The organism is Streptomyces sp. NPDC057474, assembly GCF_042802555.1.
GTDB lineage: Bacteria > Actinomycetota > Actinomycetes > Streptomycetales > Streptomycetaceae > Streptomyces.
In genome coordinates this window covers 46752-65553 of sequence record NZ_JBHVDX010000020.1, presented here as the reverse complement: position 1 = coordinate 65553, position 18802 = coordinate 46752, and the positions used below count along the sequence as shown (strand labels likewise).

14 protein-coding genes are annotated in these 18802 nt (G+C 73.1%); 7 read left to right on the top strand and 7 right to left on the bottom strand.

The annotated features are described in order from the left end of the window. Positions 1-66 precede the first annotated feature (66 nt). Genes ACFU53_RS08595 through ACFU53_RS08585 form a run of 3 tightly spaced genes read left to right on the top strand, consistent with a single transcriptional unit; the run spans position 67 to position 3114 of the window. Complete coding sequence (locus ACFU53_RS08595; protein ID WP_383987696.1) at positions 67-1611, top strand: phytoene desaturase family protein; 1545 nt, start codon at positions 67-69, stop codon at positions 1609-1611. Then, positions 1608-2444 (top strand): fatty acid desaturase, encoded by an 837-nt coding sequence (locus tag ACFU53_RS08590; protein WP_383987693.1) that lies wholly within the window; start codon positions 1608-1610, stop codon positions 2442-2444. The genes ACFU53_RS08595 and ACFU53_RS08590 overlap by 4 nt, the downstream gene beginning before the upstream one ends. Beyond that, positions 2437-3114: a TetR/AcrR family transcriptional regulator gene (locus tag ACFU53_RS08585; RefSeq protein WP_383987690.1), complete on the top strand. Its 678-nt coding sequence runs from the start codon at positions 2437-2439 to the stop codon at positions 3112-3114. Before ACFU53_RS08590 ends, ACFU53_RS08585 begins: the two co-directional genes overlap by 8 nt. A gap of 60 nt (positions 3115-3174) precedes the next feature. On the opposite strand, the gene ACFU53_RS08580 is transcribed toward ACFU53_RS08585, so the two are convergent. Next, positions 3175-5355, bottom strand: coding sequence for a SpoIIE family protein phosphatase (locus ACFU53_RS08580; protein ID WP_383987728.1), 2181 nt, complete (start codon positions 5353-5355; stop codon positions 3175-3177). Positions 5356-5551: 196 nt separating this feature from the next. Further along, positions 5552-5875 carry a helix-turn-helix domain-containing protein gene (locus ACFU53_RS08575; protein WP_383987687.1) on the bottom strand — a complete coding sequence of 108 codons (324 nt, stop codon included), beginning with the start codon at positions 5873-5875 and terminating at the stop codon, positions 5552-5554. Between the two features lie 176 nt (positions 5876-6051). On the opposite strand from ACFU53_RS08575, the gene ACFU53_RS08570 reads away from it, so the two are divergent. From ACFU53_RS08570 to ACFU53_RS08560, 3 genes are read left to right on the top strand one after another with little or no spacing between them, the layout of a single operon-like run. Next, the gene (locus tag ACFU53_RS08570) at positions 6052-6897 is read left to right on the top strand and encodes a hypothetical protein (RefSeq protein ID WP_383987684.1); all 846 of its coding nucleotides are present in this window, start codon (positions 6052-6054) and stop codon (positions 6895-6897) included. Continuing rightward, complete coding sequence (locus ACFU53_RS08565; RefSeq protein WP_383987681.1) at positions 6894-9086, top strand: bifunctional serine/threonine-protein kinase/ABC transporter substrate-binding protein; 2193 nt, start codon at positions 6894-6896, stop codon at positions 9084-9086. Before ACFU53_RS08570 ends, ACFU53_RS08565 begins: the two co-directional genes overlap by 4 nt. A gap of 53 nt (positions 9087-9139) precedes the next feature. Continuing rightward, on the top strand, positions 9140-11260 hold the full coding sequence (locus ACFU53_RS08560; RefSeq protein ID WP_383987678.1) for a bifunctional serine/threonine-protein kinase/ABC transporter substrate-binding protein: 2121 nt from the start codon (positions 9140-9142) through the stop codon (positions 11258-11260). Positions 11261-11349: 89 nt separating this feature from the next. Here the strand turns inward: ACFU53_RS08560 and ACFU53_RS08555 are convergent, their stop codons facing one another. The 3 genes from ACFU53_RS08555 to ACFU53_RS08545 all read right to left on the bottom strand — a co-directional run bounded on the left by ACFU53_RS08555 (position 11350) and on the right by ACFU53_RS08545 (position 13184). Further along, complete coding sequence (locus ACFU53_RS08555; protein WP_383987675.1) at positions 11350-11691, bottom strand: VOC family protein; 342 nt, start codon at positions 11689-11691, stop codon at positions 11350-11352. 472 nt (positions 11692-12163) lie between these two features. Next, positions 12164-12640 carry an iron chaperone gene (locus ACFU53_RS08550; RefSeq protein ID WP_383987672.1) on the bottom strand — a complete coding sequence of 159 codons (477 nt, stop codon included), beginning with the start codon at positions 12638-12640 and terminating at the stop codon, positions 12164-12166. A gap of 82 nt (positions 12641-12722) precedes the next feature. Then, positions 12723-13184, bottom strand: coding sequence for a pyridoxamine 5'-phosphate oxidase family protein (locus ACFU53_RS08545; RefSeq protein ID WP_383987669.1), 462 nt, complete (start codon positions 13182-13184; stop codon positions 12723-12725). 189 nt (positions 13185-13373) lie between these two features. Between ACFU53_RS08545 and ACFU53_RS08540 the strand changes: the two genes are divergently transcribed. After that, positions 13374-16307: an ATP-binding protein gene (locus ACFU53_RS08540; protein ID WP_383987666.1), complete on the top strand. Its 2934-nt coding sequence runs from the start codon at positions 13374-13376 to the stop codon at positions 16305-16307. Positions 16308-16323: 16 nt separating this feature from the next. On the opposite strand, the gene ACFU53_RS08535 is transcribed toward ACFU53_RS08540, so the two are convergent. Then, complete coding sequence (locus ACFU53_RS08535; RefSeq protein WP_383987725.1) at positions 16324-17676, bottom strand: DEAD/DEAH box helicase; 1353 nt, start codon at positions 17674-17676, stop codon at positions 16324-16326. 204 nt (positions 17677-17880) lie between these two features. After that, entirely contained in the window at positions 17881-18801 is a 921-nt protein-coding gene (locus ACFU53_RS08530) for an AAA family ATPase (RefSeq protein ID WP_383987664.1), read from the bottom strand. Between the last annotated feature and the right edge of the window lies 1 nt (position 18802).

Sequence of the window (18802 nt, the reverse complement as noted above, 5' to 3'; positions counted from 1 at the left end):
CCCGCGAGTCTCTTCGCACACGCCCGATCCATTGACGCGGAGAAGGAACTACCCCACTCTGAACGAATGTTCAGAACGAACGTTCAGAACGCGAGCCGGAGCACGGCCGGTTGTGGAGACGGCTACGCCGACGTGGCGGTGATCGGCGGCGGGATGGCCGGCATGGCGACGGCGCTGCGCCTGCAGGCGGCGGGCCTGTCCACGATCATGCTGGAGGCGCACGGCCATGCGGGCGGCTGCGCCGGCTACTACCGCAAACGCGGCTTCTCCTTCGATGTGGGCGCGACGACCCTGGTCGACTTCGGCCCCGGTGGCGTCGGCGGCGAACTCCTCGACAGCGTCGGGATTCCACCCCTGGACGCACAGGAACTGCCGGGCTACCAAGCCCATTTGCCGGACCGGCATGTGGTGCTCCACCGCGACCAGGCCGCCTGGCACGCCGAACGGCTGCGCATGCTCGGCGACAGTGAGCGGCATCGCGCGTTCTGGGACCTGCTCGACCGGCTCGCGCACACGTTCTGGCGGGCCAGCCGGGCGGGCGTACGGCTGCCGATCCGCGACCCCGCCGACGCCTTCCACGACCTGCGGGCGCTCGGGTGGTCCGGACTCCCGTACACCCGTCACCTGAACCGGACCCTGGGAGACGCGCTGCGCGACCACGGCCTGCGCGCGGACGCCGCGCTGGTCGGACTGCTCGCCATGCTGGTCGAGGACACCGTCCACACGGGTGTCGACGACGCGCCCCTCATCAACGCGGCGCTCGGGGTGACCATCCGGGGCGCGGGCCTCAGCAGGCACAACGGCGGTATGCACGGCTTCTGGCGCGTGCTGGTCGGACGCTACAGAGAGCTGGGCGGCTCACTCCGCACCGCCTGCCGCGTCACTCGGGTCCAAGGCGGACCCGACGCCTATGAATTGACGACTCGTCAGGGAGCTTTTCACGCCCGCCGGATAGTGTGCGCGGTCCCCGCCGCCACCACGGCGACGATCTGCGCGGGGCTCCCCGTCGCCCGCCGACTCCGTCGATACCTGAGACGCGACGCGGACGCCCTCGGCGGTGCGACCGTCGTCTTTCTCGGCGTCCCCGAATCCGAGGTCGCCGACCAGGAATTGACACACCATCAGCTGCTTCAGTCCTACGACCGCCCCCTGGGCGACGGCAACAACATGTTCGTCTCCGTGTCCGCACCCGGAGACACTCTCAGCGCACCGCCCGGCCACCGCGCCGTGATGATCTCCACCCACACCGACCTCGCCGACTGGCGCGACCTCGACCCGGCGGCGTACGAGCAACGCAAGAAGGAGACCGGCGAGCAACTCCTCGCCTGTGCGCGGCGGGCGTACCCCCGTCTCGGGGAACGTGCCGTGATCGCCCAGACCGGAACGCCCCGCAGCTACGAACGGTTCGCCTTCCGCCCGGAGGGCGCGGTCGGTGGCGCCCGCCAGCGCCTGGCCAACACCAACCAGCACGCCGTTCCGCACGACCTGGGTGGCCCCGGCCTGTGGCTGGTCGGCGACTCGACCTGGCCGGGCCTCGGCACGGTCGCCTGTGTGCTGGGCAGCCGCATCGTCGCCGAAGGACTGCTGCAGGAGAGGAGACGCGCCAGATGACCGCATCCGACAACCCAGGGCCCACCGGCCCCCCGAGCCCCCCGGCACCCGGTCTTCCGACCCTGGCCGAACTCGGCGAGGATCTGCTCGTCACCACTCGCCGGCGGCGGATCGTCGCGCTGGTCCGGCCGGGAGCCGGAGTGCTGGTCTTCGCCGGCGCGGTGTGGCTCGGCTGGTGGTGGCTGACACCCGTGATCGTGTTCGGGATCTTCGTCGCCGTCGTGACCGTCACCCACGACGTGGTGCACCGCACGATCGGCCTGTCACCACGGGCCACCGACTGGGCGCTGTTCGCGATGGGGCTGGCCCTGCTGGAGAGCGGCCACGCCTACCGCGCCACGCACACCCAGCACCACCGCCTTTTCCCGCACCCCGATGACCCGGAGGGCTATCCCGCCGAACTGTCCCTCCTGGGCGCGGTCTGCTACGGCCCCGTCTTCCTCGTACGCCTCTGGTTCTGGTCCTACCGGCGCGGACGGGATCGCCGCTGGCTGCTGGCGGAGGCCGTGGCCCCGTTCGCCGCGCTCGCCGGGGGATTGCTGCTCCTGCCGTACACGCCGGGACTGCTGGTCTATACCGTGATGGCGATCGTCGGGAGCTGGGTGTACCCCCTCCTGACGGTGTATCTGCCGCACCACGACTACGGAGAAACCCCGTTGACGCAGACCCGCACCCTGCGCGGGAGGATCATCCCCGCCGTCTTCCTGGAACTCACGTACCACCTGGAGCACCACCTCTACCCGCGGGTGCCCAGCCACCACCTCCCGGAGCTGGCACGCCGGCTCGAAGGCCACTTCGCCGCCCACGGGGTACGGCCGGTGCGCGTTGTCTGACACCCCTGACACCCCTGACACCCCTGACACCCGTGGCACCCGTGGCACCCGCGACAGCCGTAGCGCTCGTGGCACCCGCGACCGTGTCCTGGAAGCCGCCCTCGTCTGCCTGGTCCGCAACGGCTATGGCGGGACCACGGCACGGGCGATAGCCCAGGTCGGCGGCTTCGCACCCGGAGTGATCTACTACCACTTCGCGGACCTGGACGACCTGCTGGTGGCGGCGCTGGAACGGACCAGCGGAGCCCGCATCGACCGCTACCGTGCCCAACTGTCCGGCATCGACCGCGCCGTGCCCGCCATCGCGCGGCTGCGCGAGCTGTACGACGAGGACACCGAGAGCGGGCACATCGCCGCCGTCCAGGAGCTGTACGCCGGGGCGAGACCCGGCACCCGGCTGGCCGCCCAACTGGCCCTCGAAACCCGGAAATGGGAGAAACTGGCCGAGGAACAGCTCACGCTCCTCCTGCGCGGCAAACCCCTCGCGTCCGTCGTCCGGGTACATGTACTGGCCGGCGCGGCGGTGGCCTTCTACCTCGGCATGGAAACCCTCACCCACCTCGACGGCGACCGCTCCCGCCCGACCACGCTCTTCGACCAGGGCGCACGACTTGCCGCGATCTTCGACCGCGTGCCCCGTCTGCAGCGACGGGCACGCCGGGTGAGGTGAACGAACCGGGTGAGGTGAACGAAGAGAATCCGGTGGCCCGGCACCAACTGCTGCTGTCTCTCAGGTCGGGTGGATGAGGAGCAGTGCGATGTCGTCGCTGCGCGGCGCGGCGCGACGGGCGTGCTGGACGAGGGTGTCGGCGACGGCGTCCATCGATCGGGGGCCGGCCGGATCGGCGCGGGCGAGTGCGCGGGCGAGGTCGTCGACCGCGTCGTCGATGTCGATGCCGGGGGCTTCGACGAGTCCGTCGGTGTAGAGAGCCAGTACGGAGCCGGGCGGCAGCGGGATCTCGGTGGACGCGTAGTCGGCGTCGGCGTCGATGCCGAGGAGGAGTCCGGGCGGCAGATGGAGGGGTTCGGTGCGGCCGTCGGGGTGGCGCAGCAGCGGGGGCGGGTGTCCGGCGGTGGCCAGACAGGCGGTGTGCGCGCTCAGGTCGAGATGGACGTAGAGGCAGCTGGTGAACAGGTCGGGGTCGAGGTCGGTGAGCAGGCGGTTGGTGCGGGCGAGGACCTCGTCGGGGGCCGCGCCGGCGGTGGCGTGGACGGCGGTGCGGACCTGTCCCATGAGGGCGGCGGCGTTGACGTTGTGGCCCTGCACGTCGCCGATGGCCGCGGCGGCCGTGGTGGAGTCCAGGCGGATGAGGTCGTAGAAGTCGCCGCCGATGTCCATGCCCCGGGTGGCCGGGAGGTAGCGGGCGGCCACGTCCAGACCGGCGACGCGGGGCAGGGTGTGGGGCAGCAGCCCGGCCTGGAGGTTGTGGGCGAGCTGGTGCTTGGCGTCGTAGAGCCGGGCCCGGTCCAGGGCCTGGGCGATGAGCCCGGCGGTGGAGGTGAGGATGGCACGCTCCTCCGGGGTGAAGGGGTGGGGCTGGTCGTAGGCCAGGACGAGGGAGCCGACCGGACGCCCCGAGGTGATCAGAGGGAGAAAGGCCCAGGCGGCCCGGGCGTCCTGGAGGACCGCGGGAGGATAGGCGCGCTTGAGGTCGGCGAACGTGTCGAAGAAGGCGGGGACACCCGTGGTGAGGGCGCGTACGGCGGGGGTGTCCGCGGTGAGCGGGGCGGCGTCGAAACGTTCCATCAGTTCGGCGGTGTAGCCGCGGTAGCCGATGATCCGCAGCCGGCCGTCCTCCGCCGTCAGCAGGGCGAGGGCCGCGGCGCCGAACGCGGGCAGGGCCTGGTCGGCGACCTGGTCGACCACATCGCGTACGCCGACGGCCTCGGTGAGCGTGGCGGCCAGGTGCATCAGGTGGTAAAGGGTGTTGGGTCGCCCCGACGCGGCGGCGGAGGGTGCACGCGGCCCGGGAGGAGTCGTGACCGGAGCGTGGGCGTGGGCCGAGTGGGTGGGCGAGATGTGGACGCTTATGCCGGAGGCGTCCGGCACGAGACTGAAGGACAGCCACCGGTCCGGGGGGCGCCGGGCGATGAAGGACATTGGTTCGTGGCTGAGCACGGCCGTCCGGTAGCTGTCCTCGGCGGTCGGGCCGTCCAGCCAGCGCAGTGCCTCCCACGGCTTCGCGCCGAGCAGGTCGGGGATGTCGGCGCCGAGCAGTTCGGCGGCCCTGGTGCTGACGAAGGTGATACGTCCGTCCACGCCGAGCGAGCAGCAGCCGCCCGGGAGACGCTCGGCGAAGTCGACCGCGGCCTGCGCCTCGGCCGGTCCCGCGATCCTGCTCCGCAGCGGGGGCAGCATCACCGGCTCGGCGGCGGGGCGTACCGGATGGCCGTCGGCGGCCGCCTCCCGCAGGAGCAGCCCCAGCCGGTGACAGGCGCCGGTGATCTCATCCCGCTCCCGGGGGCTCGGCCGCGGCGGGTGCGAGGCCGGCCACTGCAGCACCAGACCGCCCCAGGTGGCCGTGCCCGTGGTGATCGGAGCGGCGGCCAACGTGAAGCGGTAGGGCACGACCAGCGCCAGCCGTGGATAGCGGCGCGCCAGCTCCTCCTGCCCGCTCACCCACACCAGCCGGTGCTCCCGTACGGCGTCGGACACCGGGGAGGACGCCTTCAGTGCCACCCGCGCCCAGGGCATGGAGATCTCCCAGGGCACCCCGCCCAGCACCGCCAGCTGCAGCACCGGCTCCTCCGGCGGCAGCAGATACACCGCCGTCACCGACGTGCCGCTCTCCCGGGCGACCTCGATCAGAACGGACTCCAGCGCCTGCGGACCGACGACGCCAGGACCGGGCACGCCCTCACCTGCCCCGGACCGGTCCGACGGAGCGAACGGGCAGCCACCACACGTCATCCATATGCGGACCATACGCCCACCGTGCGGCGTCAGCATGCCGATGAACCCGCCCACCGGGGCTCGGCGCCATGGAGCGCCCGGCACGGCCGCTGTTCGGTCACCGCGCGGTGCCGTACGTCGGCGTGGGGTGGCCATCTGTTCGATTCACCAGCCGTAGCCGGCCGTGCCGTGGCCAGCCGTCCGCTCGGTCGGATCACTCCGTTCCGTCAGACCACTCCGTTCCGTCGGACCGTCCGGCCGCCGGCTGCTCGTCGTGCCCGGCGCCGGGGCCCCGGACGGCCAGGAGGGCCGCGCCGATGTGCGCCACCGCGCGCGGATCGGACAGGGACCGGTCCGTCAGCTCCTCGATACGGCGCAGCCGGTAACGGACGGTGATGGGGTGGACGAAGAGGCTCCGGGCCGCGTCGGTGGCCGAGCCCGCGGCGGCAAACCAGTGTTCCAGGGTCTGCAGCAGACGGGCGCGCTCCACGACCGGGAGATCGACCACGGGCCCGCGCGAGGTGTGGATCGTGGACACCCTGCCGACCGGCCCCAGCGGCAAGATCCTCAAGCGGGAGATCACCGCACCGACGGTTCCCTAACTATGTATTTCTGTAGGGCAAGTTGGGGGCCAGACGCGATCCCATGCGCCACACTGCCCATACAAACGCCACACCGTCCACCAGGGGGCGGGTGCACGGGCGGGAGTGCTGCATGGCCGGGTGGAGACCAGCCCCGACCGCGGTGGCGGTGGCGCTGCTGCTGGCGGGGTGTACCAGCGGGTCGGACGACGAGCCCGACGCGGATGGGAAGCCGAGCAGGACCGCCACCGCGTCGCCCTCGCTCTCGACGCCGCCCGTGAGCGAGCCGTACACGCTCGCCGAGGACCGGGCGCCGAGAACGCGGGCCGAGGCGCTCGCGTTCGTCCGTGATCTCGATGTGCGCCCCGACTACTTCGGCAGCGGGTTCCGTAAACGCGAGCCGTACGAGAGCGATCCGGCCCAGTGGGCGGTGCTCGGTCAGGACTGTCTGTGGCGGCGCGAGGCGCTGCCGGACACCGTACTGGCCAGTCTCACGCGCTCGTTCGAACTGCCGGAGCGGGACGGCAAAGGACCGGTGTACGTGTCGCTGACCGTCACCGTGCACCGGGACGCCGTGTCGGCGCGCCGCGACATGGCCGGGGCACTGGAGTCCGCGCTGCGCTGCCCCGAGCAGCGGCTCAACGCCACCGACCGGGTGCGCGGCCTGTACTCCCAGATCGACGCGTACACCGACGCGCGGTCCGCGATCACCGAGGACGACCTGACGGAGACGGGCGAGTGGCTGACCGACGGCGGGAAGGCACACCCCTTCGACTGGTACATGTTCCGGGTCGGTCCGGTCACCGTGGCCGCGACGGCACGGCAGGGCGCGGGCCGGAGCGAGACGGAGGAGGACACGATCACCGCCGGCGTGGCGAAGGGGGTGGCCTTCGTCGCCGCCGACATCGACCGCCTGGGCGGGACGGGCGACACGGGGGCCACCGGCGACCCCACCCAGACGGAGGGGGCGGAGCAGTGAGCGAACCGCTGACGTCGTCCGACCCGTCCCGCATCGCCGGGTTCCGGCTGCTGCGGCGGCTCGGTGCGGGCGGCATGGGCGTCGTGTACCTCGGACGCACCGACTCCGGGGCGCTCGCGGCGGTCAAGGTGGTCCGGGGGGAGAGTACCGGCGACGACGACTTCCGGGCCCGGTTCGCCCGGGAGGCGGAGCTGGCACGGCGGGTGGACAGCCCCTGGGTGGCGCCCGTCCTGGACGCGGACGCCGAGGCACGCGAACCATGGCTGGCCACCACGTTCGTCCCCGGGCCGTCCGTCGCCGAGGCCGTCGCCGGGCACGGGCCGCTGCCCCCGCGTGCCGTACGCGGGCTGGGCGGGCTGCTGGCCGAGGCGCTGGCGGCCGTGCACGCGGCCGGACTCGTCCACCGGGATGTCAAACCGGGCAACGTACTGCTCGCCGTGGACGGCCCCCGCCTGATCGACTTCGGCATCGCGCGCGCCGCCGACGACACGGCACTGACCGCGTCCGGCCTGGTGATCGGCACCCCCGGCTTCCTCGCCCCGGAGCAGGCGCAGGGCCGCCCAGCCTCGTCCGCGAGCGACGTCTTCGCGCTGGGCTGCGTGCTGGCGTACGCCTCCACCGGCACCCCTCCCTTCGGCACCGGCACGCCCGACGCCCTGCTCTATCGCACGGTCCACGGCGAGCCCGAACTCGGCCCCCTGGAAGGCGAGTTGCTGTCAGTGGTCGAACGCTGCCTGGCCAAGGCCCCGGACCCGCGGCCCACGACCGACGAGTTACGGCGGCTGCTCGCCGAAGACGCTCCGGAGGCTTTCGGCGACCGGCTCCCCGACCCCGTCGCCCGGATGGTCGCCGCACGAGCCGCCGAAGGTCTTGCCCTGCCCGACGTCGAACCCACGGTCGTCGACGAGCCGGACGGACAGGCCCCGTCGGACACCCCACCCGCGCACCCGGGACGCCGCCGCCTGCTGCTGGCCGGAGGCGCGCTGCTGCTCGCGGCCGGCGGCACCGGAGCGGCGGTGTGGGCGTCGGACGACGACGAGCCGTCCGGGAGCGCCGGGCGCCCCGTGTACGTCCTCGGCGTGCACGGGTCCACCGCCACGGGTGTCGCCGCCGTCAGCCGGACCTGTGAACGGGCCGCCCGCCTCGCCGTCGCCGAGCACAACGCCTCACCGAAGCGGGCCTACGACCTGGAGGTGAAGGTCCGCGCGGACCGGGGCGACGCGGACACCGCCCGCGAGGTGGCCCGAGCCTTCACCGCCGACCGGGACGTCGTCGCCGTGCTGGGACCTGTCGCCGAGATCCCGATGTGGTCGGCCGCCGGCGTCTACGGCGAGGCGGGGCTGACCCATGTGTCCAGCACCACGGGCGAGCAGGGCTTCTCCCTGCTGTCACCCAAGACCTCGTTCCAGAGCGGCACCGCCCACGCCGCCCTCGGCGGCTGGATCGCGCTCCACGCCTTCGTGGCCCGACAGGTACGGCCGGTCGGCATCGTGATCGACCGGGCCGGGGGCTCCGTCGTCCAGGACCAGGGCAGTCTGCTGGTCAGAGACTGGCGCGACGTCCTCGGCGCCCCCGTCGTACCCCGGGTCGTCGCGGAGGAGACGGACGACACCCCGAGGGTCGTCCGGGAAGTGCTCGCCACGGGTGTCGAGGCCTTCGTGTACCTCGGCCCCCTCGACACCACCGTCCGCGTGGCCCAGGACCTGGCCGCGGCCGGATTCACCGGGCCGCGCTGGTTGCAGCACCAGCTGTACGGCTCCGACTTCCCGCGCCGTGCCGGAGCCGCAGGCGAGGGCTGGTACGTGGTCACCTCGGCCGTGGACCCCTCCGCACTGTCGACGAAGAAGGCCAAGGACTTCACCGCGGCGTGGCGCGAACGGTACGGCGCCGCCCCGGAGCCGTACGCCGGCGAGGCATACGACAGCGCTCGGCTGCTGCTCACCGAGTTCGCCCGCACGGTGCCGGCGAAGGCGGACCGACGGCCGGTGCGGGCCGCGCTCGCCGAGCGGCTGAGCAAGGTGAAGTACGCGGGCATCGCCCGGACATACACCTTCGACGACCATCATCGCTACGACAACACCGGGTACGGGTGGGCGGACGAGACGTACGTCCACGTGGTCCGCGACGGGCGCTTTCGGCAACTGGGCTCGCTGGGCGATCTGGAACGGGCCGCGGAGAACCGGGGCTGAGGCGTACGGCGAGCGGCCGGGGGCGGATGCGGAGCGACGAGGAGGCGGCTGACGTGGAACGGCTCCTGCCGTCGGATCCGTCCGTGATCGGCGGTCACCGGCTCGCGGGACGGCTCGGCGCGGGTGGCATGGGCGTCGTGTATCTGGCGCGTTCGCCGCACGGTGCCTGGTGCGCGCTGAAGGTGATCCGCGCCGAGTACGCGGGCGACCCGGGCTTCCGGGCCCGCTTCCGCCGTGAGGCCGAGCTGGCGTCGCGGCTCACGGGCCGGTGGACCGTGCCGGTCGTCGCGGCCGACGCCGACGCACGCCCCCCGTGGCTGGCCACCGCCTACGTGCCGGGCCCGTCCCTCGCCGAGGCCGTCGCCCTGCACGGACCCTGGCCCGAGGCACAACTGCGCGGCCTGGGTGCCGCGTTGGCCGAGACCCTGGCCGACGTGCACACGGCCGGTCTCGTCCACCGGGACGTCAAGCCCGGGAACGTGCTGCTGGCCGTGGACGGGCCGCGCCTGATCGACTTCGGGATCGCCCGGGCCGTCGGCGCGACCGCGCTCACCTCGGACGGCACCGTCGTGGGCTCGCCCGGCTACCTCTCGCCCGAGCAGGCCCGAGGGCACACCGTGGGACCGCCCAGCGACGTCTTCTCCCTCGGCTGCGTCCTCGCCCGCACGGCCACCGGCCGGCCCCCGTTCGGTGCCGGGGGCGCCGCGGCCGTCCTGTACCGGACGGTGCACGAGCGACCCGACCTGGACGGCGTACCGGATGCCCTCGGCAGCACCGTACGGCGATGTCTGGCGAAGGAACCCGAGCGGCGGCCGGACGCGGGCGAACTCCGCGAAGTCCTCGGCGAGTTCACCTCCGCCGGATGGCTGCCCGAAGGTCTGCCCGCCCTCGTCGCCACCCGCGCCGCACGCGTCCTCGCCCTGCCCGTGCCCGACCCCACCGTGATCGTCGGCCCTTCCCCGGTGAACGCGCCCGGCGCCGCGCCCTCGCCCACCCGTCGGCGCCTGCTCGTCGCCGGGGTCGCGCTCGGCGTCACCGGGGCGGCCGGCACGGGCGCGTGGTGGCGGTGGGGCCGGGGCGCGGCGTCCACCCACACCGGCTCCACCCGGCGGTCCCGCCATGTGGTCGCCCTGCTCGGCAGCCCGGACGACCCCTTCCACACGGCCCAGGAGCGCGGCGCCCGCCTCGCCGTCGAGGAACACAACCAGGACGCCCGGCGCACCGTCGACCTCGTGCTGCGCACCACCGACGACCAAGGCACCACGGCGGGCTCCACCGAGGCGGCAGTCCGGCTCGCCGGGGACCCGGACGTGTCCGTGGTGATCGCCGTGGGTGGCGACGCGGCCGTACTCACGGCCCTGCCCCCGTGCACCGAGGCCCGGCTGACCGTGCTGGTCACCCGCGCCGACACCGAGGCACTCAACACCACCAACACCACCACCGCGCTCGTCCTGCGCTCCACCCTGACCCTCGGCCCGCACGCGGTGCTGCGTCATCTGAACCGGGTCGTCAAGCCCGCCCGCACGGTGATCGTGCACGACCTGGCCACCGAGACCGAGAGCCTGCCCACGGTCCGCATCGCCACCGTCCACGGCAAGCTCGACAGCGAGACGGCGGTGGAGGAGGCCCCCGCCGACGACGACTTCACCGCGGTCGCGCGCCGCATCGCCGCCCGCCCCCGCGACGCCGTCCTCTTCGCCGGAGTGGACCCCGACCGCGCCGCCGCCTGCGCCCGCGCGCTGCGGGACGCGGGCCACCGGGGCGCCCGGGTCGCGGGCGAGCACGTCCTCGCCGTACCCTTCCTCGCCGTCGGCGAGGACTGGAGGATCGGTACGGGCTACACCGACGCGAGCGCCGACCCCCGTACCAAGGCGTTCGCCGCCGCGTACCGCGCCCGCAACGCGGGGGCCGCGCCCGGCCCCTGGGCGGCCGAGGCGTACGACGCCGTCCGGTTCGCCGCCCAGGGCCTCGCCTCCGTCGGCGACGACGGCCGCTCCGCCCTGCGCTCCGAACTCCTGCGCCGCCCCTGGCAGGGCATCACCCGCCGGATGAGCTTCGACGCCACCTCGCAGTTCTTCCAGGTCGGCGACGACAGCGGCGGGTTCCTGTTCCGGGTGACCGGGGGAGCCGCACGTTTCGTGACGCGCTCCGACGACATCGGGAAGCAGAAGTGAAGCCCCGCCCGCGGCCTCCGCCGCCCGGACACATCAGAGCGGACACATCAGAGCGGACACATCAGAGCGGACACATCAGAACGGACACATCAGAGCGGACCGCCGCCTAGCCCGATCTCGTTCCCGTCCGGATCGTGGTATGTGACCTTGCGTACGCCGTTCGCGTAGGTCTCGCGACTGCTGGGCTCCAGCCCCCGACCGGTGATCCCGGCGACACGGGCGTCCAGATCGTCGACGAAGACGGTGTGCAGGGCGTGGCCGCCGCGCCCGGGTCGGTGCTCGATGTACACATAGCGGTGCTCGGCCAGCTCCCACACGGCCTCCGTGTCGTTCGGGAAGAACGTCGGTGGGGAACCGAACAGCCGCTCGTACCAGGAGAGCGCCGCTGTGTAGTCGTTCACGGGGATACCTGCGAAGAGGACGACGGCCATGAGGCCATGGTAGGTCCGACGACAGGATCAGGCGCCGATCCTGGCGGCGATGGCCGGGGCGAGACGGTCGGCGACGGCGCGGTGCCCCTCGTCGCTGGGGTGGACGGAGTCCTCGGTGGACGGAGTCGGTGAGGGCGCCGGAGGCCAGCCGTCCCGTGGTGTCGACCAAGGACACCCCCCGGCTGGTGCAGGCCGCCTCGAACTGTGCCGAACCGACCCCGTACCCCCGTCGTTGGTGCCGAGGTCGATGACGACGGTGTCGGCCGGCCCGGTAGTGGACGGGGTCCCGGTCGGGTGTCCCCGCGTTGTGGGCTGAGCCTGGTGTACTGCCGCTCCAGGCCCACGCACCTGTCCGCCGCGGCGGCCAGGCACGCGACGCGCCGGGCGATCTGCGTGTGCTCGGTGCCGAGCGCCGAACGTCGGGCACCTGACGCGAGCCGCCACTCGATGCCGAACGAGTTGTTCCGCGGTCTCAGGCCGCGGCCCTCCTGATGAGTTCGCCGATCCGTGCCTCCGTGTCGGCGGTCAGTTCCGTGAGGGCGTACGTGGTGGGCCACAGGGTGCCTTCGTCGAGCCGTGCCTGGTCGCTGAAGCCGAGCGTGGCGTACCTGGACTTGAACTTCTGCGCGCTCTGGAAGAAGCAGACGACCTTGCCGTCCCTGGCGTACGCGGGCATGCCGTACCAGAGCTTCGGCGTGAGGTCCGGCGCCGTGGACCGGACGATCTCGTGCAGCCGTTCGGCGAGAACGCGGTCCGCGTCCGACATTCCGGCGATCTTCGCGAGCACATCGCTCTCCCCGTCCGCCTTGGCCGTGCGCGGGCTGCGACGCGCGGACGTCTTCAGCTCCTGCGCGTGCGCCTTCATCGCGTCGCGTTCCTCGGCCGTGAACCCGTCGAACTTCGTCTCGGCCGTGCCACTGCTCCGGGTGGGCTTCCGTGTGTTCGTCATGGCGGGCTTCCTTCCTCGCACTGTCTGATCGGTAATGTCATTCACTTCGTTCCGGGGACCTGTCATCACGTCATCGCGGCGGTCAGCCGAGCCAGCCGCCGTCGCGCATCAGCTCACGCCCCGTCAATTCGACCGCCTCGCGCCACGCCTGGATGCGGCGCGGGGTGACACGGAACCAGCGGTACGGCGTGGTCGACGCCCGCGGGTCGAAGCCGGTGCGCGCGGCGAACCGGTCCCCCCGCTCCTGTGGCAACGCGTCGATCGGGAGGACCTCGACCTCGCCCTCGATCATGGACACGTCCCGGGTCGGGCCCAGCCCCAGCCGAGTGGTCCGGGTAGCGGCCAGGTTCCCGCCAGTCGGGCTGTCGGCCGGGGTGGCCACCAACAGCGTCTCGCCGTCCCAGTCGAAGGACAGCGGCACCAGATACGGCACACCGTCCACCGAGGCACTGGCCACCCAGACATCGACGTCATGGGCGAGCCGGTGCTCCGTGTCACGGCGACGCACCGCACGGGGGCGGGGGCCGGCGGGCGATCCGGTCATGGTCACTCCCTTGTTCCTTTGTTCCTTGTTCTGCGGTCGGGGCCGCGTCCCACCCGGTGTGTCCGCCAGGTGCGATCGCCGTGGTCACAGCCTCTCCCCGCAGGGCCACGGCCCGCCTCCGTGGTGAGCACGGAATCCACCACGGAGACGCCACGGATCAACGGATACGGATCAACGGATAATGGGTCGGTGTCCAGTCCAGCAGTCTCGGTCCCAGCAGTCTCGGTCCCAGCGGTCTCGGTCCCAGCGGTCTCGGCCAGGGAAGCCGAAGTGCTCGCGCTCCTCGGGGAGCACCTCAGCAACGCGGAGATCTCCGCGCGGCTCTTCATCTCCGTACGCACGGTCGAGTCACATGTCTCCGCCCTGCTGCGCAAGCTCGACGAGCCGGACCGGCGGGCGCTCTCCCGGCGCGCGGCCGAACTCGCCCGCGCCGAGCGGCCAAGCCCGCCACCCTCCCTCCCCGCACCGCTGACCGCGTTCATCGGCCGGGTACGCGAGCGCGCCGAGCTGGCCGAGGCGGTGAAGATGCGCCGGCAGGTGACCGCGGTCGGTCCGGGCGGAGTGGGCAAGACCCGACTCGCCCTGGCCGTCGCGGCCGTCGCGGCCGGTGACTTCGCCGACGGGGTGTGGTTCGTCGACCTGGCGCCGGTCACCGACCCGGGGCGGGTGGGGGCGGCGATCGCGGCGGCCGTGGGTGTGGGCGAACAACCCGGGCGCGGCATCGACGAGTCGGTGCTGACCGCCCTGACGGACCGCCGGGCACTCCTGGTCCTGGACAACTGCGAGCAGATACGCGACGGGGTCGCGCCGTTCCTGGAACGGCTGCTGGTCGCCTGCCCGAAGCTACGGGTCCTCGCGACGAGCCGGGCCCGGATGATGGTGCCGTTCGAATGGGTCTTCCCGGTTCCGCCGCTGTCCTGGGCCGGCGGCGCCGAGTCGGAGGCCGTGACCCTGTTCCTGGAACGGGCGGCGGCGGTCGGCCTGCCACCGGAACCGGCCGTACGCGACCGGATCGCGGCCATCTGCGAACGGCTCGACGGCATGGCGCTCGCGATCGAACTCGCCGCCGCACGGTGGCCCTCCCTCGGACTGGACGGCCTCACGGCCGGCCTCTCCGACCAGCTGCGCATCCTGGCCGGCGGCCCCCGCGCGGACGACCGGCACCGATCGGTGCGGGCGGCGCTGGACTGGAGCCACGACCTGCTGGAACCGCCGGACCGGGCGTTGCTGCGCCGGATCTCGGTGTTCGTCGTGCCGTTCACCGCCGAGGCGGCCACGGCCGTGGCCGGGTTCGCCCCACTGGACGCGGCCGAAGTCGCCGACGGGCTCGGACGGCTCGCCGAACAGAGCCTGCTCACCGCGACACCGTCCCCGACCGGCACCCGCTACCAGGCGCTGGAGACCATCCGCCAGTACGGGACGGAGCGGCTCGCCGACGCCGCCGAGCTGACGGACGTCCGGTCCCGCCACCTGGACTGGTGCCTGGCCGGCGCGACCGCCCTCACCGAGACCGAGGGCGCGGACTGGCGTGCCCGCTTCGACGCCATGGCCGAGGACCTCCGAGCGGCCCTCGCCTGGGCCGCAGACCGCCCGGAGCGGCGCCCGGACGCCCACCGCCTCGCCCTGGCCGAGCTGACCTTCACCCGCAACCTGCTGGGCGAGTCCCAGCAGCGGTACGAGCAGGCGGCTGCGCTCGCGGTTGCCGCAGTTGTCGGCGTGGCCGGTGACGCGGCCGGCGCTGCCGCCGCTGCCGTGGCGCTGCGGGAGGCCGCCGGAGTGGCCGGCTGCCGCAGGCTCGGCGACGACATGTTCCGCCTGCACCGTGCCGCCGCCGAGGCGGCCCGCCGGGCCGGCGACACCGCCGGTGCGGCACGTGACCTGGCGGCCGCCGCCACTGTCGCGTACCGCTTCTCCAGCGAGTTCACCCTGCTCCCGGCCGTGGACGAGGTGACCGCCCTGCTCGCGGAGGCCGGACGACAACTGTCCGACTCCGTCGTCCTGTTGGCCGATCCGCCGACCGATCCGCCGACCGATCCGCCGACGGACCCGGCTGCCGCTGCCGCTGCCGCTGCCACCGCCTCCCTCGCCCTCGCCGAGGCCGCAGTCGTCGCGGACGCCTTCGGCGCGGTCCAGGGAGGCGTGGACAACACCGCGCAGGAGACGGTCGGTTACGCGGAACGAGCCGTCGAACTCGCCCGGCGGGCGGGCGACCCGGTGGCCGAGTCCGCCGCCCTCGACGCGCTCTCCGGCGCCCGGACCTGGGCCGGTGACTCCTTCGGCGCGGCGGCCGCCGCCCGGCGCCGCATCGACATCCTGGCCCCGGTACCGCGCACCCCCGCCGGCACGCACGAGCGGATGGACGCTCTCGCCATGGCCGCCGGGACCGCTCTCGGCGTGGGCGATCTGCCGCGGGCCCGCGGCTGGGGCAGGCAGCTCGCCGACCAGCCCCTGTTCGCCGAGGTGCAACACCACGCCACGTCCTGGCTCCTGGTCGCGGACGCGTTCGCGGGCAACGCCGCCGACGTACTCACCGGCAGCGAGCGCTTCCTCGACGCATGGCGGCGGAGCGGCCGACAGCGGTCGTTCTCGCTCGGCCCGGCCGCCGCGTCGGTCGCCATGATCCACGGCCTGCGCGGCGACCACGACGCACGGGCGATCTGGCTCGCGATCGTCGACGAGGCGGGCACCGCGGCGGAGCACCACCACGGCTACGGCGCGGTCTTCGACGCCATGGTCCTGCTCCACCACGGGGACCCGGACGCGGCCCTGGAGCGGCTCGCACCGGAGCCGGAGCAGGTGTGGAAGTGGGTCTCCTGGATCTGGCTCCACTGGTACGTGGGACTCAGGGCCGAGGCGTCGGTCCTCACCGGCCATCCCGAAGCCCGGAAACGGGTCGTCGCGGCCCGGGCCCTGGTCGCCGGCAACCCCGTCGCCACCGCTCAACTGGACCGCGCGCAGGCCCTCCTGGACGGCGACCCGCCCCGTCAACTCGCCGCCGCGACAGCATTCGACGCGGCGGGCTGCCCCTACCAGTCGGCCCGCACGCTCCTCCTCGCCGGAAACGGCCACACCGCCGCAGGCACGACAGCACTCGCCGGCCTCGGCCTCGCGCCCGGCTCCTGAGCCCGTTCCGCCGGCGTCAGCGGCCCTTGCGTACCCGCGCCGCCGCGCGGGCCTCCGCGGCCTTGCGGGCCTCGGCGGTCTTGCGGGACTCCTTCGCGGGACGGCCCGGACGGGTGCCGAGGCCGCGGAAGGGGGCGTTGCCGCCGCTGGACTTCGTCACGGTCGGCGGACGCTGCGCCCCGGTGATGGCGGTCAACTGCGCCTCGCCGGAGCGTACTTGGGTGACCGTCGGGCGGATCCCGGCGTCGGACATCATCCGGTTGACATCCCGCCGCTGGTTGGGGGTGACCAGGGTGACCACCTTCCCGGACTCCCCGGCGCGCGCCGTGCGTCCGCCCCGGTGCAGATAGTCCTTGGCGTCGGCGGGCGGGTCGACGTTGACGACGAGGTCGAGCGCGTCGATGTGAATGCCCCGCGCCGCGACGTTGGTGGCCACCAGCACGGTGATCGCACCGTCCTTGAACTGGCCGAGGGTGTGCGTGCGCTGCGGCTGCGACTTCCCGCTGTGCAGAGCGCCGGCCCGTACGCCGCTGGCCCGCAGATGGCGGGTGAACTGGTCCACGCCGGCCTTGGTGTCCAGGAACATCAGCACCCGGCCGTCCCGCGCGGCGATCTCGGTCGCGGTCGCGTACTTGTCGGCGCCGTGGATGTTCAGCACATGGTGTTCCATCGTGGTGACCGAGCCCGCGACCCGGTCGACCGAGGCGAGCACCGGGTCGTGCAAGTAGCTCCGCACCAACTGGTCGACGTCCCGGTCGAGCGTGGCGGAGAACAGCAGCCGCTGCCCGTCGGAGGGGATCTGGTCCAGGATCTCCGAGACCTGCGGCAGGAAGCCCAGGTCGCACATCTGGTCCGCCTCGTCCAGCACCGTGATCCGTACCTGATTCAGGTGACAGTCCCGGCGCGACACCAGGTCGGCCAGCCGCCCCGGCGTCGCGACGACCACCTCGGCGCCGGTCCGCAGCAGTGCCTGCTGCTTGTTGATCGACAGCCCGCCGACCACCGTCGCCAGCCGCACCTTCAGCGTCTGCGCGTACGGCGCCAGCGCGTCGCTCACCTGCTGCGCGAGTTCCCGGGTCGGCACCAGGACGAGCGCGAGGGGCCGCTTCGACTCCGCCCGCAGGCCGGCCGTCCGGACGAGCAGCGCGAGCCCGAACGCCAGCGTCTTGCCCGACCCGGTCCGCGCCCGGCCGAGAACATCGCGGCCGGCCAGCGCGTTCGGCAGCGTCGCCGCCTGGATCGGGAAGGGCTCCGTCACCCCGAGGTCGGTCATGGTCCGCAGCAGCTCCGGCGGCAGCCCGAGCGTGTCGAAGGACCCGGCCGGCTCCCGGGACACCGCCTTCGGCGTCGAGGGTTCGCCCTGCGGCACTGCCGCGCGCTGGGGTGTGTCGGCGGGGGACAGTCCGGAGGCCGACGGCTTCGCGTTCAATGGGGAACCTTTCCTGGTCTGGCGCCCGGAACGCGCCGGGGCCCGTACCCCTCGGTACGGGCCCCTGCGGTGTCGAAGCGTGCCCCCATTTTACCAGCGGGCGCCCGCCGGCCGGCCGGCCCGCGTACCGAACGGCCCCGCCGGCTAGAAGCTGCCGTAGTTGACCTGCCAGGTCGGCAGACCCATCCGGCGCCACACGGCGACGACGCGGTCGCGGTCGTCGAGGGAGACCCGTACGGCGAAGCGATGGCGTACATGCCGGTCGAAGAGCTCGGCCTTCACCACGTCGTCGCGGCGCCCGTCGCCGGCGGCGCGCATCCACAGCTCGTCGTACGGCACCTCGTGCTTACGCAGCCACGACTCCGTCCGCTCGCGGTGCTCCTCACCGCGGCCGGAGAGCAGGACGACGACATCGCCGTCGGCGCTGCGGAAGGAGTGCAGCGCCCCGCGCACCGACACGTTGAGCAGATCCTCCTCGCAGCGGGTGAAGTCGTAGGCACCCCGGTCGCCCCTGAGGGCGAGCGTGCCGTCGATGTCACACATGACCGCCGAGGGCAGCGCCGGGTCGGCGGTGTACGGCTCGACGGCGGGCTCGTCGTTCAGCCACCCCGCGGTGAGCCGCCAGCCACCCTTGCGGGACTTCGTGTGCTTGTCGGCGAGGAGCCGGATGATCTCCTCGCCGACCGGCCGCTCCCGCTCGGCGTCGCGCCGCAGGCACTCCTCCACCGGCACGTCGGTGAAGTCGTGCACGACGAAGGTGGCAAGCCCCGCCACCGCCGCTTTCAGCCGCTTCGGGATGTGCGGTGTCATGTGCGTGTTGTCCACCACGACGTCGAAACCGCCGTCGACGGCCGCCCGCACCGCCGCGTCCTGGATCGCCAGCACGGTCTGCTCGTGCGCGTACGACCGACGCTCGGCCCCCTCGGGCAGCGGGATGTCGAGCATCGCCCGCAGATCGTCGAGGTTGACGCGGCGCATCCGCCCCTCGGACTCCGCCTGCAGCTTGCGCGCGGCGGTCGTCTTCCCCGAGGCGGGGAGGCCCGTCATGACGTGTACCACGGGCACG